Source organism: Novosphingobium profundi, from assembly GCF_018491765.1.
GTDB classification, from domain to species: Bacteria; Pseudomonadota; Alphaproteobacteria; order Sphingomonadales; family Sphingomonadaceae; genus Novosphingobium; species Novosphingobium profundi.
The window spans coordinates 52,650-66,895 of record NZ_JABWCU010000006.1 but is presented as its reverse complement, the minus strand read 5'-3'; the positions used below and the strand labels follow the sequence as shown (position 1 = coordinate 66,895).

Genomic DNA, 14,246 nt, shown 5'->3' with positions numbered 1-14,246 from the left:
GTGTGTGGCAGCCGGAACGCCAGAAGATGCCAGCGAATCCGCGCCACAGGACGGATCATTGCCTGCTCGCCCCGAGCACTTTTCCTGAGTAGGGTCCGCTGAATGACTTCTGTGGACGCCCCATCGGATGCAAGCGCTAAATCGGGGTATGTTGGCACGTAGTCGGATGCTGTCATCTGTCCGGCCTCGATGAGCAGCGCCATATGCTTCGGGCCAGTATGGGAGTTCGCGGACCGGATCCATTTCAGCTTTGCGCGCTTGGCTAGCGCTCTGCCATTCTCTGGTTCTTCCAGCCCCGTCTCGCCGACTGTTGTGCCATACCCTCCTTTGACCGCCTACGTCCCCGACGCCTCTGACCGCTGCCTTGGCTTACGCCGCGACCGCTGCCGGAGCTCTGTAATCTTCGTTCTTGGTGAGCAACGCCCAGACCATGCGCGCCATCTTGTTGGCGAGCGCGACCGATACGAGCATGCGCGGTTTGCGCGCGAGCATGCGCTCCAGCCACGAGCCGGCCGGCGCGCCGAACCGGCAAGCCTGTTGCACCATAGAGCTGCCGCCAATGATCAGCAGCCGTCTGATCGTGCGCTCGCCCATCTTCGATATGCTGCCGAGCCGCTGTTTGCCGCCGGTCGAGTGCTGGCGCGGCGCGAGGCCAAGCCAGGCAGCGAAGTCGCGGCCCTTGCGGAAGGTCTCGATCGGCGGTGCTAGCGCGATGATGGCCGTCGCAGCGATGGGGCCGATCCCCGGGATCGTCATCAGCCGGCGTGCCGTTTCGTCCTCCTTGGCACGCCGTGCGATCTCGCGGTCGAGCACGGAGATTTGCCGGTCGAGCTCAGCCAACATGTCGACCATGAGCTTGAACATGGGCCGCGCCGCCTCCGGCAGGGTCGAGGCCATTTCATCATCTTCCAGAAGGTCAGCAAGCATCGTCATATGCGCGGTGCCGCGCGGCGCGACCCAACCATACTCCGCCAGGTGCCCGCGGATCGCGTTGATCAGCTGGGTGCGCTGACGAACCGCCAGGTCACGCGTACGGAATACAAGCCCTGCGGCCTGCTGCTCCTCGCTCTTCACCGCCACAAAGCGCATGCCAGGACGCTGCGCCGCCTCGCAGATCGCTTCAGCATCGATCGCGTCGTTCTTGTTCCGCTTTACGAATGGCTTGACGTAGGCAGGTGGGATCAGGCGCACCTCATGTCCCATTGTCTGCAGCTGGCGCGCCCAGTGATGGGCGCCGCCACGCAGGCTGGCTGACCGGCGAAGAAGTCGAGCAGCTTGCCTCTCGTCAGCTTACGGCTGAAAACTGTCACACCGCGCTCGTCGGCGCCGTGCGCATGAAAAACGTTCTTGGCGATATCCAGACCGATTGTGCTAACCTGCGACACGGACGCCTCCCTCAGTGGTGAACCAACACCTCCACTTTAGCACCTAGATGCCGTCGGGGGGCGTCCACCCCATCAGCTTTCTTGGAGTTGTCACTCTCAAGCCGACCGTCGCGAATGTCCCAAAGGCTGGCATCGGGAGTGCCGACTCAATGCCCATTCTCAGAGCGTCGAGCCTGGTCGATCAGGTCCTTCAAGCTGGCATAGCGAACAAGCGTCATCGCCCCGACCTTGACGACTTCAATGCGGCCCTCTGCAATCAGCTCGTAGAGCTTTGAACGGCCGATGCCGGTCAGTCGGCAGGCTTCCGGAATGCGAACGGAAATTGGCTCGATCGGCAAGCTGGCCTTCTGGATCATAGATCAAACTCCTGTTGATTCCCGAGCCGGGAGGGGCTGCTCATTTCCCGACCTCTTGCCTCGTCCCGCTCCACGGTTTTGCGCACCGATTGGTCGGGCGTTTTGGAACCGCCGTGAGCTCGCACCTCGCCATGAGAATGGCCTTCCGACGCAGCGGACGACTGGGCGTCTAAAAGGATATTGATGATCCGATCGAGCTTGGCCTCGATCTGCACGGCTTGGCTGTCGTGGCGATCGCACACACTCATAGCCGGAGTTTGGGTGTCCTGGTCGAACCAAGCAGCCAATGCCTTAGTCAGGACGAGGGTTTTCGAGTTTCCGGGCTCGGCAGCCGCCTTCGCAAGGCTCGCGGAAAGGCCTTCGGGCAAGTAGAACTGATGGCGGGTTTTGGCGGTCGGCATGCAAGCGAGATTGCACCATGCCTCGCCTGTTAGGCAGGGCCTGTCCGGTGCCGATCGGTACCTTTGTCGAACCGAAATTCCTGAGCCAGGCACGCTTGCCAACCGTCAGCCCCAAACGCACCCGTGACGCGCATTTTTGCAAGGCGTGTTTGCGTGCCTGTTTAAACGCAATCCCGGCTGCCCCGCAGGCCGCGCCAGTCGATGACTGCCCTGTCCAGAGTAAGGGCGCGACCGGCGGACAAAATGCCGCATCGCCGCCTCGTACTTTCGAGACGCCATAGCCCGCGCTTTGCCAGCGCGAATCTACGAGATCTCCCGTCGCAAAGGCCCGGCACAAAAACGGATCGGCCTCCAGGCACGGGCGCTACTACAAATCTAGCGCCAGCCCGCATTGCAGCCAGCCGAATGGGCCATGTGAACCGGCGTCACGCCATGTCTCGCAAGTGTCTCGCCAAAACAGTCACTGTCTCTCTAAAAAACGATGTGCAGACAGATGCTTATGGGTGGCGCGAGACACCCTTTTATCTTGCCCTCGCCACCATTTCCTTCCCTCGTGCTTTTCCCCGCCTTGCCTCCAAATGCCTCCCCCTCCCAAACCCTCCTCCTTTCAAATGTTCGCTTTATGTTCTATTCTTGTGGTCGAACGTGAGTCGCATGGAGGCATGGCAGCATGGGTGTTCACATTGAGGTTGGAGGCCGATCGAACCTGCTGCTGACAGGTGATATCGAGACGCGTCTCGATGTCCCTGCGCGCGGGATTACCGAGGGCTTCTCGCTGGCGTTTTCGGATGGAACCTTGATCCGTGGGACATTCCTCGACGGTGCTTGCACCTGCCGTTTTGCCCTCGCGGTCGAAGGCGCAGCGCAGGTTCGCATCACGCGTCACAATGACGGTGACCGGGTCGATCTGGACTGGGATTTCGAGTGGATCACGCTCGCTTGCGGCCAGGAAACCCTGCAGCCGGAAGCGGCCGATGCGGACGAGGATGTGCTGCAGCTCACCCTCGATATCGTCGTCGAGGAGCGCGTCTGAAAGGGAATGGAAACCAGCCGCTCAACTGGCTTCGCGGGCGGTCTCTTCGAGCTGGGCGATGCGTTCGGAGCACACGGTCTGGACGACGCGGCCAAGCTCCTCGACCTGTTCACCAAGCCAGGTCAGCTCCTCTTCGCTCACGGTGTAGTGCTTGGAGTAGCGCGCCTTCACGTAGGCCTCCTTGAGCTTCTCGAACATGCCGCGCTGCCAGCGGTTCTCGCGCGGCCAGGCGTAGACCAGCCGGGGATCGAGACGCTCGGCCTGCGTACGCAGGAACGCCAGATTGTGGACGTGCGGAGTGTAGAAGCTCGAGACCAGCAGGACGCAGTGGTAAAGGCGTTCAGCTTCCTGATGGAGGATGAAAGCTGCGTCTCTCCATTCCTTCTCATCCAAGAAGAAATGGAAACCCTTCTTTGCGGAGTGTGCTTGAGGCATCCACTCCTCGTAGTACTCCTTGGCCAGATCCAGCGCGGCATGCGGGGTCTTGGGTTTTGGGGTCGCCAGCTCGCTGTCGTCGGCCTCGTAAAGCGCGATGCCGTCGCGGGCGATGTCCATGAAGAAGTAGCGGCCCTGGGCGAGCCCGTCGTTCACTTCCTGCATGGTGTGGACGATGAAATTGACCGGCGTCTTGAGGCTCTCGGTGATGCCGTATTCGCGCATCAGCCGCTCGTCGACACGGGTCCAGTACTTGACCCTGTCGATCAGCCGCTTGTCGCTGACGATGACGAGCAGATCGTAGTCCGACTTGTAGCCCTTGGCGGTGTGGGGCTCGTCGATCCAGTTGCCCCGGGCATAGCTGCCGTAGAGCACGATCTTGAGGATGCGCCCCTTCTTCTTCCAGTTCTGCGTCGAGAGCGCGAAGGCGTCCTCGAATTCCTCGAAGACGATCTGCACCACGCGTTCGAGCTCGCGCTGCTTGTTCGCCGGGAGATGGTCGAGGCTCGTTTTCATGGGCACAGACTCGCGCCTAACATCCTTGCTGCCAAGTGCAAAATGATGGCGGCCGGGGCCCTGTGGGCTCCGGCCGCGCGTGTATCACCATCCATTGCGCTCCTGACGGCGCAGGGAACAGGCGATCATTTCGATTGCATGCGCCAGATGGGTTTCGGCCTGCGCGTTCGAGATACCAAGTTCGTCCGCGATCCGGGGCACGTTCAACCCTTCGATGCGCGCCAAACGAAAGGCCGCGTGCTCGGCGTCGGGAAGCGAGGCCATCGCCCGCATATACCGCCGGTGCCGAGGATCGGTGATCTCCGTAAAGGCGCCCCTGAGCGACACCTCCCGGATACGCTGGACGAGGAAGGCAAGAGGCCGGATCATGCCGCATCCTCCCCGAAGGCAAGGAGGTAATCGGCGGCCTTGCTGGCGGCACTGGCCGCACGAAAGATCGCCTTTTCGTCCTCGCGCAATACGGTGAGCCACGCCCCGATATAATCGGAATGCCGCACGCTTGGCGCGATCCCCAAGGAGACGCAGACAAAGGCGCTGGTCATCTCAGCAACCAGTTCTTCGCGGCCGTACTTCGAGGAGCGATAACGGCCCGACTGGTCCCGATTGAGGCGGGTGGAATGCCCGGTCCAATGCCCCAGTTCGTGCAGCGCCGTGCGGTACCAGTTGATCGGATCGGGGAAAGCAACCTGTGGCGGCACCATCACGAAGTCTTCGGCCGGAGCATAGTAGGCTTCGCGCCCACCTATCCGAAAGTCCGCGCCTGACAGCGTGATGATCCGGTCGGCCTCGATCCGCGTCATGACCGGGTCGGGCACGCTCGGGGCCGCCCCGGTCTCGATAGGAAGCCCTTCACACTGGTCGAGATTGAAGACCGTGAAGCGCTTGAGAAAGGCCACGGTGCGCGCATCGCGGTCCTCGCTCTGCGCCTTCTGCGCCTCGTCCTTGGGCGTGAAACGGTCGGCGTAACAAATGACCGTTCCCTTCTCCCCGCGCTTGACGTTGCCGCCTGCCTTCTCGGCCTGCTTGTAGGTAAGCCAGCGCTGCGAGGAATAGCCGCCTCCGATCCCGGCTGCCCACAGGATCAGCACGTTTATGCCGCTGTAGATGCGCCCGGTTACCCCGTTGTGCGGCATCGTCACCGGGCATCGCGCCGCGTCCCACGGCTGCACCCACGGCACGCGGCCGTCCTCCAGTTCGGCAATGATCCGGTTCGTGACCTCTCCATAGAGGCTCTGACGGTTGTCCTTGGCCATGCTCCTTCACTCCTTCCTTCAACCGCCATTGACCGGCGCCAGGGTGGCGGGGGGCGGCAGGAGCGAACCAGCAGCCCCGCCGGCAAAAGGCGGGGCGCACCTGCAAGGCCGTAACGCAGTGAAGGACCCGGGAGCGCAGCGGACGGGTTGCACCCCGTCGAGGCGGGGCTATCGGGCAGCGACGCCCCCCGTCACCTTGGAGCCGACAAAGGCCAACGCCGCCGCGCGGGTCAGCGCGGCGACACTTGAAGGGATGCGAGCCGCATCCCGCCCCTGACAGGGATCGTCACGGCTCTGCCGACGAGACGGCGGCGCAGCCGATGGCTCGGTTGAGCGGAAGCGAAATAGAGCCCGGTCGCGCCATCGGCGCGGGTCAGCCTGCAATGTTTGCCTCGCGTCAAAGATCGCAAGCCTGATCCATCTACCTGAACCGCCAGACTGCGCCCCTCCCCAAGGCAGCCGCCAAAGCCTTCACGATGACCACCAAGATTTGGAGGCAATTCAGTCGCTGTTTCGCGCCCTTATTGGTCGTTCGTGGGTCGGTTTGACGCCGTCAAAATCTGCCCGTCCGGTTCGCCCGGCCTATAAGACATTCGCCCATCCAATTTACCCCAACGTGAATTCGATTATGCCCATGCTGAACAGGAAGGTACAAATGCTTGCCCCAAACACGTACATTTCTCGCCTGCTCAAATTTGGCTTTTGGCCTTTTACCCGCTGCTGCCACCACGGCAGGTAAATTGCGCTGATCATGATCAGGCTGGCGAACGCAAGAACAAAAGCGATGAAGACCATAGAGCGAAGATTTACCAACCGGCTTGGAAGTCGCAAGAGCTCCCCGGCCTCCTGGATGCAGCCCTGCGGCAGGAAGGACTACAAGGTTTTGTAGAGTTTAATCTGGAATTGCGGGGTGCGCCGGCGAGTGGTCGCCTCTTCCACTAGCGGCGTAACGAGGCGTTGCCGGCTTGCTCCGGAGTAGCGAAAGGTTCCGGTAATCGACAACGTCTTCGAGACGTTGTGCGTATAGGCAATGCTCGCGTCGTACCAAGCATCCTTACGGATTTGGTATTCACGCGCGGCGCTGTTCCATGACCATTGGAATTGCGCCACATCCCCAGGGATGCTGCCGCGATCCTTGGCAGTCCACTCGAGCGTGCCATTGGTCGAATAGCGCAGGGTATGCAATTCGCGCGCGCCATCCTCAGCATCGACGGGCGCGCGCTCGTCAAATAGGTTGGCGCTTGCATTTATCCTGAACCCATTGAGCAACGGCAACGCCAAATCGAGTTGCCCTCCTGCGCTCGTGCGGCTTCCGGAATTTATGTAGGTATATACACTCGTTCCAGCGCTGTTGACCGAATAGCTCTCGTTCCACAATTGACCGGTCTGGCGCAGGTACAGCGTAGCGCTCGCTTCAATCTTGCCAGGGCGGAACTGGACGCCCAGTTCGTAGGAACCGATGCTCTGATCTTTGAGCTCAGGATTGCCTTGGAAGATCGTGTTGGCATCCTTCACCGCGCCATAGGAGGCCAGGTAGTCGAGAGGAACGCGCTCGATGCGCTTGCTGTAGCTGGCCTCGAGCTTAAGCGTTTTGGTCGCATTGTAGCTGGCATGAAAGCTTGGAAAAAGCTTGGTGCGATCAAGCCGCAGTGTCGCTACCCTCAGGCTTGAGATCCTACGCATGTTGCTCTCCGCGCGCAGGCCCGGTGCCAACGTCAAGCGTCCGAGGTTCTGCTGGAAGGTGGCATAGGTTGCGACCGTGCTGCTGCGCGCTTCGTAGGCGTCGCGGGTATCCTCGCCGAGCGAGGCGGCGTCATTGCTTGTGAATGCGTAGTCCTGCGAAATGCCGTCGACATGCCAGGAGGCACCAGTCGAAAGAACCTGCCCGCTGGCCATCGGATGCTTCCAGTCGAGCTTGGCATCGATGGAATAGCCGGGATGATCCAGGTCGATCGTGTACCAGCGTCCGTCACTGTAGCGTGACCGGGTCACGTCGTGGAGCTGAGTGCTTTTGAAGAACTGCACGCTGGCATTCAGTGCCTCGCCTTTAGTCGTGCCGACATGAGCGAGGCTGAGCTGGCCATCAACGAATGTTCCGTAACTGTCGAGGCGCGTGTGCTGTCCAAATGGCCCGAAATCGGGCGTTACCGCGATGAAGTCGAGCGTGTTGACGGTGACGTCATGGCCCCCGCCGCCCCGGACCTGCCCGGAAAGGCTTGTCTGCGCATCGAGATCGTAGGTCATCTTGGCCGTGACGCGGCCGTCGGTTCCGTCGTAGGTGGCCAGGCCGTCCTCGCGATTGATCGTTGGCGGTGCGTCTGCTTCGGTTTGGACGCTGCGTGTCTCGTGCAGCGAACGGCGCAACATGCGCCCGACATTGCCCGAAGCCTTGAGCTGGTAGGTCCAATCGCCCTGCCGGTAGTTCAAGGTAGTATCGAGAAGCCCGAAACCCCAGCTGCTCACCTCGTAACTCGCGTTGCCTGAGAGGCCTTCTTCCTGTGTCTTGCGCAAGATCAGGTTGATCACCCCACCCGCGCCTTCGGACGAGAACTGCGCGGAAGGGTTGGTAATGACCTCGATCCGCGCGATGTCGCTTCCGTGCAGCGAGCGCAGGAATTGACGCATGTCGCCAAGAAACGGGCGCCCATCGACGTAGATCGTGGTTACGCCGGCGCCGAGAACGAGCAGACTATCATCCGGGGTGACGGTTACGGCCGGCAGCCCCCGCAGTAGTTGCAGGGTATTTTTCTGAACGGCCTGTGGCGTCTCACGGACCTCATACGTCCGCCTGTCGATGTCGAGTGTATTATCAGCGCGTTTGCCGATCACTTCGATAACGTCGGATGCGGTGTCTGTTGGGGCGACTTGAACAGTATTCGGCTGATCCGCAGCTGGCATCCGGTTTCCTTCGAGGACGGGTGCCAGAGTGGCTTTCCGTTGCCGCCTTATCAACCGGCAAATTGTTGATTAAGGTGATCAATTCATAGCTCTAGCACATTCCTGCCTCGACGGCACTTCTGCCACGCGCCCTTGTCGGTCGTTCGAGGGCCGATTTGGCGCGGCAGAAAGCCGTCTGTCCGGTTAGGCTTGTTGAGTCGATCGACCAGCACCGGGATGAGTGGGAAACACTCGCCACCAGGTATCGGCGGCAGATCGGCTGAAGCGTCCGATCTGGCAATGCGGGAGGCTCTTAGCAACGCGATAAAGCGGGTTTTCCCTTTGAATAGCGGCGTGGAGATACGCCCATGATCCGCTTGAAGGCTGTGTTGAAGGCGTTTTCGGACTCATACCCCAGCTTGCGAGCGATCTGGGCAAGCGTGTCGCTGCTGCGTGTCAGCCGATCGCCAGCCAAAATCATGCGCCAGCGGGCCAAATACGCTATGGGTGTTTCGCCAACTTGATCGCGAAATCGGCTTGCAAAAGCCGAACGGGACATGCCGACTTCCGATGCCACCGCTGCCAGCGTCCAGCGCCTGGCCGGTTCGGCGTGGATCACGCTCAGCGCCATGGCGATCTGAGGATCTGCCAGACCGGCATACCATCCCGCAGGTCTACCGCCTCCGTGCGGCAGGTGAAGCCGTAGCGCTTGGAGTAGCATCATGTGGGACAGGTGCTCAGCCATCATAACGGCGCCCGGTCGGCCATCCCGCAACTCCTCGGTCATCCGTTCGATAGACCAGCGCATTGCCGCGCGATCGCTTGCCGTATGAAGGTGTATGATCGGTGGTAGGGCGTTCAGGAGCATCGCGGCATGGTCGCCCTCGACGGTGAAACGACTGCCCGTCAGGAAGACGTCACCGCCGCCGTTCCAGGTAGCGACCCCGCCATGCCTGGCCTTGTCGCCGAACACCTCCTGTGGCGTTGCAGCGGGCGCATCCAGGTCGCCCGCCAGGACGAAGGGGCGGCCGCTCGCGAGAACAAAGCAATCCCCGGTGTCGAGGCGAACGGCATCACCAGCGCCATCGACACTCAGCCAGCAGCCGCCGTGCGTCACGACATAGCATTTTATCCGGCTACCCATCTCCTCGAAGCGGATCGCCCAGGCTCCTCCCGCATCCAGCCCGGCCGTGATATGGCTACACGGCCGCAACAAGGAGAGCACGTCGGATAGCGGATCCATCTTTTCCCTCATGGACGATCGCGAAGGTTTTCGGGACGAATGACGATAGTGCATGTCGGCCTGCGTTCATATCTCTGACTTGCCGGTCCTCGCGACCGATCTCGTAGCGTAGGAGACAAGAATGATCGTAGTGACTACACCCGCCGGACAGATCGGATCGAAGGTCGTATCGGAACTGCTCGCTGCCGATGTCGCCTTTAAGGTAATCGCTCGTGATGGCGACAAGCTGCCCGAACAGGTGCGCGACGCAGCCGATGTCGTAAGCGGCTCGCACGGCGACCCCGCTGTGTTGGCGCAGGCGCTGGATGGTGCCGACGCGCTGTTCTGGGTCGCGCCGCCCGACACGAGCAAGACGCTGGAGGCGACCTATCTCGACTTCACGCGTCCTGCAGTCGACGCGATCCGTCAGCATGGCGTCCGCCGCGTCGTCACCATCACCGCGCTGGGGCGCGGGACGGAATGGCAGCACAAGGCAGGGCTGGTCAGTGCATCGATGGGGATGGTGGACCTGCTGATGTCCAGCGGTGCGGCGCTGCGCGGGCTCGCCATGCCGTCTTTCATGGAAAATACCGCTCGCCAGGTCGGGGCTATGAAGGACAAGGGCCTGTTCTTTGGTCCGATCGACCCTGATCGGAAGCTGCCCTTCACCGCTACACGCGACATGGGAGCCACAGCAGCGCGCGTTCTGCTCGATGATAGCTGGACTGGGCAGAACGAGTTGCCAATCCTCGGCCCTGAGGATCTGTCGTTCAAGGATCAGGCCGCAATCATCTCGGAAGTGACGGGGCGCGAAATTCGTTATCAGCAGGTCGGTTGGGACCAGTTCAAACAGCAGTTCCTTGATCGCGGCGCGACGGAGTCCTTCGCGCAAGGCTATGTCGACATGTACCGCGCCAAAGACGAAGGGATCGACAACGTCGCAGAGCGCCAGGCAGACCTGAAGGCGCCAACCAGCTTCCGCCAATTTGCCGAGGAACAGATCAAGCCAGCATTGGCTGGCTGACTACGACCTTCGCCGGCCGATCGGGGGGTAATCGGCCGAGAATGTCACGGAAAGGTAGAACGAATACCGGATCGACTATCCGCCTTCGTGTTGTCCTGGCGGCGAACCGTTAGAAGTGGTGGGAAGTGGTCGTTCTCATAATGCCGTCATCCCCTGAGTTCACGAAACAAGTGCAACACCTGCATGGTGTTGTTGCGATGGGAAGAGAATATGGCCAGCTCAGCCTCGAGGAGCGGATCGAGATCTACCGCCTGCATGCAGGCGGTAGATCTCGCAGGTCGATAGCCGGGCAGCTTGGCCGGGCGGCATCGACGATCAGCCGCGAGTTGCGGCGTAACAGTGTGAGGACCAAGGTCTGGGCGGGCGGTTACAAACCGGTCCGCGCGCAGCAGCTGGCCGAGCGCAGGCGGCGCTGGGACTGTCGCTTCAAGCTGGCGCGCCAGCCGTACCTGCGCGAGCGGGTGAGAGACGGCCTTGCGATGGGATGGTCTCCCGAACAGATCGCCGGCCGACTGGCGCGCCAGCACGGTCGCACCGTGATCAGCCCGGAGTCAATCTACCGCTTCATCTATCACCGCTCGGCCAGCAAGGACTACTGGCACCGCCTGCTCCCCCGCGCCAAGCACAGGCGCGGCAGGCTGGGACTGCGCGGCGGCAGTCCCGTCGGCTTCATCCGCCAGCGGCGTCCGCTTGCGGAACGCACGCAGGAGGCCGCCGACCGCCGCCTCCCGGACCACTGGGAGGCCGACTACATGCTCTTTGCCCGCTACGGCCAGTCCATCCTCGTCGCCCACGAGCGCGCCTCGCGCTTCACCGTCATCGTGCGCACCCGCGATCGCAAGGCACCCCGTACCGCCCGGCACCTCACCGAAATCCTCGGACCACTCCCGGACAGCCTGCGACGCACCATCGCCTTCGACAACGGAACCGAGTTCGCCCGCCATCACCAACTCGCCGACACGCTCGGTATCGCCACCTACTTCTGCGACGTGCGCTCGCCGTGGCAGAAAGGCGTCGTCGAGAACGCCATCGGCCGCCTCAGGAGATCGCTGCCCCGACGAACCGACCTCGACGCCATCGACTGCGCCACAATCCAGGCCGCCATCGACCGCTACAACTCAACTCCGCGAAAATGCCTCGACTTCAGAACCCCCGAAGAGGCATTCTCCGCATTCCAATCAACCGTTGCACTTCAAACGTGAGTCCACATCCCAGCTCTCGCTGGGATGACGGCACGATTTTAACGCCTGCAATTAGGCGCGTGCTGAAATTCTGCCACGCGCCCTTGTTGGTCGTTCCTGGCCTGATTGTGCGATCCCGGAACCTGACGTTCGGGCATCCCTTACCCGCCAGCTCCGGCAGTGGCGCATTCGGGTGGCGTCCCGATCCGCCAGAAGCGGTGAGGGGTGGAAGGTAGGCATTAGCTAGCGGTCGCCATCGGCTGTTGATTGGGATAGAGCGACTGAATGGTGCAAGCTGTAATTTATCTCCTCGTTGGGCTGGTTCTTGGCGGCGCTGTTTGGAAGCGTTTTCGACGTAGCCATGCGGACGCATCGATAATGGCTTCTTATCGCAGCAATCACCGGGTCCCGTTTTGGTATTTTACCGTTTTGCTGGGCATCTGCGCGTTGGCATGTGTCGCTTACGGCTTGTTGGTTCTGCTTCAGGTTGTGCCGGCCGGTACAGGTTTGCGCTGAACGCAATACGTCCGCAACGGCGGCGTATGCCGCTGGGGCCGGTCTCAGGCCAAATTTTTCGACGGCCTGGGGGCTGCTTCGCGCCCTTGTCGGTCGTTCAGGGGCCGATATGAAGTTCCGAACAGCGGTCCGTCCGGTATCCCTTGCCTGGCAGGTTCTTCAGCAGCCGGGATGGGTGGCTAGCTGCCGTCCGATACGAAGCCTTGCTTCATCGGAATACCCTTCGCTTTAAGCTCGCCGAACACGCACATTGATTGCCCGTACGTGGCTTCCTCGGCGTTGGACCACCTTACAGTACCGTTGATCCACTTGAGATGATCGGGAGGCAGACCGCATTTGTCTGCAATTGCGTGAAGCTCTGGGGTCCAGTCTTTGCTTTCGGCCAAGGCGGGTCCTTCCACCAACATGAAGGCGGCAATCGGAAGGAGCGTGCGGATCATCCTGCGACAATACATTAGCCGTAGATGGCCGCAACGGGGCGCGGGCGGAAATTCTACTGTGCGCCCTTGTCGGTCGGTCGATCGCGATCCTGACGATGCCAACAGACGACATTCCGCTTTCAGGCTAGCCGTAGGAGGGTCGCTGGCCGCAGAAAATAGGCGCTAACCGAAGTTAAGCAGAGACTTTTTGAATGGAATATCCTGCAGCTTTGAGCGCAAGGGCCGCTGCAATTGCTTGAAAATGTGCTTCTTGGCCCGGTTCGAAGAGGCGACCGCGTTGATCACCGGCCTTTTGGATTGCGTCACGCATCAAGCGATAGACTTCGTCGGGAACGCTGCCGTCCATCGTCAATTGTTCGAGCGACTGAACCATAATGCCTCCATCTGCGATGCCACAGTATCTAGGAATCAAAACACCGCGAACAAGTCTACTCTGTGGCAGCTGCTGATCGGCTACGCGCCCAAGCTGGCCGCTCAAGGGCCGATCTGGCGCGCCAGGAAGCTGTCTGTCCGGTTAGGCTTGTCTATCCGAGCGGCCAGCAGCCGTGATGGGTGGATTTCGGACTGGCGGCTTTGATCACCAGACGGCATAAAAAGCTGCCATTGCAACAAGGAATGCTAGGTGACTGTCGACAAGCGCGCGCTGTTCGAAACCACGAAGGCTCTTTGGCCAGATACCGTAAGCGTGTCAGACAATTCCAATGCCACAAACGCGATATACCAAGCCAACGAGAATGCGTTTTCGCAGAACGATGATTGGCGGCAATTAGCCCTTTGGGCATTTCATCAAGCTCTAGGGGCTCATGAGAAGCGGGCAGTGACGACGGGGCAGCCGCTATATCCCCAAGAAGTCTCCTTTCACGAGTTTGATGTATGGATGAGAGCGAACCTGAACGGCGATGCGTGCTGGTCCAACGAACGAGTTGAATACGAGAGTAGTTGAACGCCCGACCGCTCTCGGGCGGGCGCCGCGTCGCTCAGTACGGCGACAAAGGGGCGCGAGCCGAAATTCCGCCATGCGCCCGGCCTCATGGAGCTGGTGTGCTGGCCTCCCGACCAAGCTTCAAGGCGCGTAGGTCGGCCAGGCGCCCAATCAAGACGTTCGACCGAGATCACGGCAAACCGATGAGCGGACATTCTGTTTAAGACCGGGGCTGCGATAGCACCATCTTGCCGCATAAGCCCCGACTGCTATCGGGCAACGGCCACGGCTCATCGCGGGCGAACTCGCCGAGTACATCGAGGTCCAGCAGATGAGCCACGTCCGCGGCGTGCCGTTACATCCGCAAGATCGAGCGCTGGCGCCAGACCTGAAGAACCGCGTCCTGCTGCAAAACTGCTCCCTGCCCGGCGATCTCGAGGCCCAGATCAAGATGTTCGTGGAGCACTGCAAGCACCAGCGCTACCACAAGAGCCTGAACAACGTGACGCCAGCAGACGCTTACTTTGGCAGGCCTCTCGCCTTCATCAAGCGCCGTGAAAACATCGAGCGAATGACCATCGAATATCGCTTGCTTCACCGCAAGATCACCGCATAATATCAACGCCTTGGTGACTCTGCGCTAATCCACGCCTCGTTCTGGGCCAAATGTTTCGACGGCGGACAG

Annotated in this window: 13 protein-coding genes and 2 pseudogenes; 5 read left to right on the top strand and 10 right to left on the bottom strand. The window is 61.0% G+C overall.

The window, feature by feature from the left end:
• Positions 1-369: 369 nt before the first annotated feature.
• The 3 genes and pseudogenes from HT136_RS07035 to HT136_RS07025 all read right to left on the bottom strand — a co-directional run bounded on the left by HT136_RS07035 (position 370) and on the right by HT136_RS07025 (position 2,142).
• Positions 370-1,385: pseudogene (locus HT136_RS07035) on the bottom strand (IS110 family RNA-guided transposase).
• 146 nt (positions 1,386-1,531) lie between these two features.
• On the bottom strand, positions 1,532-1,741 hold the full coding sequence (locus tag HT136_RS07030; RefSeq protein ID WP_214198867.1) for a helix-turn-helix domain-containing protein: 210 nt from the start codon (positions 1,739-1,741) through the stop codon (positions 1,532-1,534).
• Positions 1,738-2,142 carry a hypothetical protein gene (locus HT136_RS07025; protein WP_214198866.1) on the bottom strand — a complete coding sequence of 135 codons (405 nt, stop codon included), beginning with the start codon at positions 2,140-2,142 and terminating at the stop codon, positions 1,738-1,740. Before HT136_RS07025 ends, HT136_RS07030 begins: the two co-directional genes overlap by 4 nt.
• A 670-nt stretch (positions 2,143-2,812) precedes the next feature.
• On the opposite strand from HT136_RS07025, the gene HT136_RS07020 reads away from it, so the two are divergent.
• Complete coding sequence (locus HT136_RS07020) at positions 2,813-3,175, top strand: hypothetical protein (RefSeq protein WP_214198865.1); 363 nt, start codon at positions 2,813-2,815, stop codon at positions 3,173-3,175.
• A gap of 21 nt (positions 3,176-3,196) precedes the next feature.
• Here the strand turns inward: HT136_RS07020 and HT136_RS07015 are convergent, their stop codons facing one another.
• From HT136_RS07015 to HT136_RS06995, 5 genes are all read right to left on the bottom strand, one after another.
• Entirely contained in the window at positions 3,197-4,126 is a 930-nt protein-coding gene (locus tag HT136_RS07015) for a HEPN domain-containing protein (RefSeq protein WP_214198864.1), read from the bottom strand.
• 84 nt (positions 4,127-4,210) lie between these two features.
• Complete coding sequence (locus HT136_RS07010) at positions 4,211-4,495, bottom strand: RNA polymerase sigma factor (protein WP_214198863.1); 285 nt, start codon at positions 4,493-4,495, stop codon at positions 4,211-4,213.
• Complete coding sequence (locus tag HT136_RS07005) at positions 4,492-5,379, bottom strand: ArdC family protein (protein WP_214198862.1); 888 nt, start codon at positions 5,377-5,379, stop codon at positions 4,492-4,494. Before HT136_RS07005 ends, HT136_RS07010 begins: the two co-directional genes overlap by 4 nt.
• 873 nt (positions 5,380-6,252) lie before the next feature.
• Positions 6,253-8,277 (bottom strand): TonB-dependent receptor, encoded by a 2,025-nt coding sequence (locus HT136_RS07000; protein WP_214198861.1) that lies wholly within the window; start codon positions 8,275-8,277, stop codon positions 6,253-6,255.
• A 292-nt stretch (positions 8,278-8,569) separates the two neighbouring features.
• A complete protein-coding gene (locus tag HT136_RS06995) occupies positions 8,570-9,499 on the bottom strand; it encodes an AraC family transcriptional regulator (RefSeq protein WP_214198860.1) in 930 nt (309 codons plus the stop codon).
• Positions 9,500-9,620: 121 nt separating this feature from the next.
• Here HT136_RS06995 and HT136_RS06990 point away from each other — a divergent pair, with 121 nt between their 5' ends.
• Together HT136_RS06990 and HT136_RS06985 are read left to right on the top strand one after the other, a co-directional pair.
• On the top strand, positions 9,621-10,502 hold the full coding sequence (locus HT136_RS06990; protein ID WP_214198859.1) for an NmrA family NAD(P)-binding protein: 882 nt from the start codon (positions 9,621-9,623) through the stop codon (positions 10,500-10,502).
• Positions 10,503-10,699: 197 nt separating this feature from the next.
• Entirely contained in the window at positions 10,700-11,704 is a 1,005-nt protein-coding gene (locus HT136_RS06985) for an IS30 family transposase (RefSeq protein ID WP_214199220.1), read from the top strand.
• A gap of 674 nt (positions 11,705-12,378) precedes the next feature.
• Here HT136_RS06985 and HT136_RS06980 read toward each other — a convergent pair.
• Positions 12,379-12,639 carry a hypothetical protein gene (locus HT136_RS06980; protein ID WP_214198858.1) on the bottom strand — a complete coding sequence of 87 codons (261 nt, stop codon included), beginning with the start codon at positions 12,637-12,639 and terminating at the stop codon, positions 12,379-12,381.
• Between the two features lie 172 nt (positions 12,640-12,811).
• On the bottom strand, positions 12,812-13,012 hold the full coding sequence (locus HT136_RS06975; RefSeq protein WP_214198857.1) for a hypothetical protein: 201 nt from the start codon (positions 13,010-13,012) through the stop codon (positions 12,812-12,814).
• A gap of 249 nt (positions 13,013-13,261) precedes the next feature.
• On the opposite strand from HT136_RS06975, the gene HT136_RS06970 reads away from it, so the two are divergent.
• Positions 13,262-13,582, top strand: a complete 321-nt coding sequence (locus HT136_RS06970) for a hypothetical protein (protein ID WP_214198856.1) — start codon at positions 13,262-13,264, stop codon at positions 13,580-13,582.
• Between the two features lie 209 nt (positions 13,583-13,791).
• A pseudogene (locus HT136_RS06965) lies at positions 13,792-14,177 on the top strand (IS3 family transposase); the annotation flags it as partial.
• Positions 14,178-14,246: the final 69 nt, after the last annotated feature.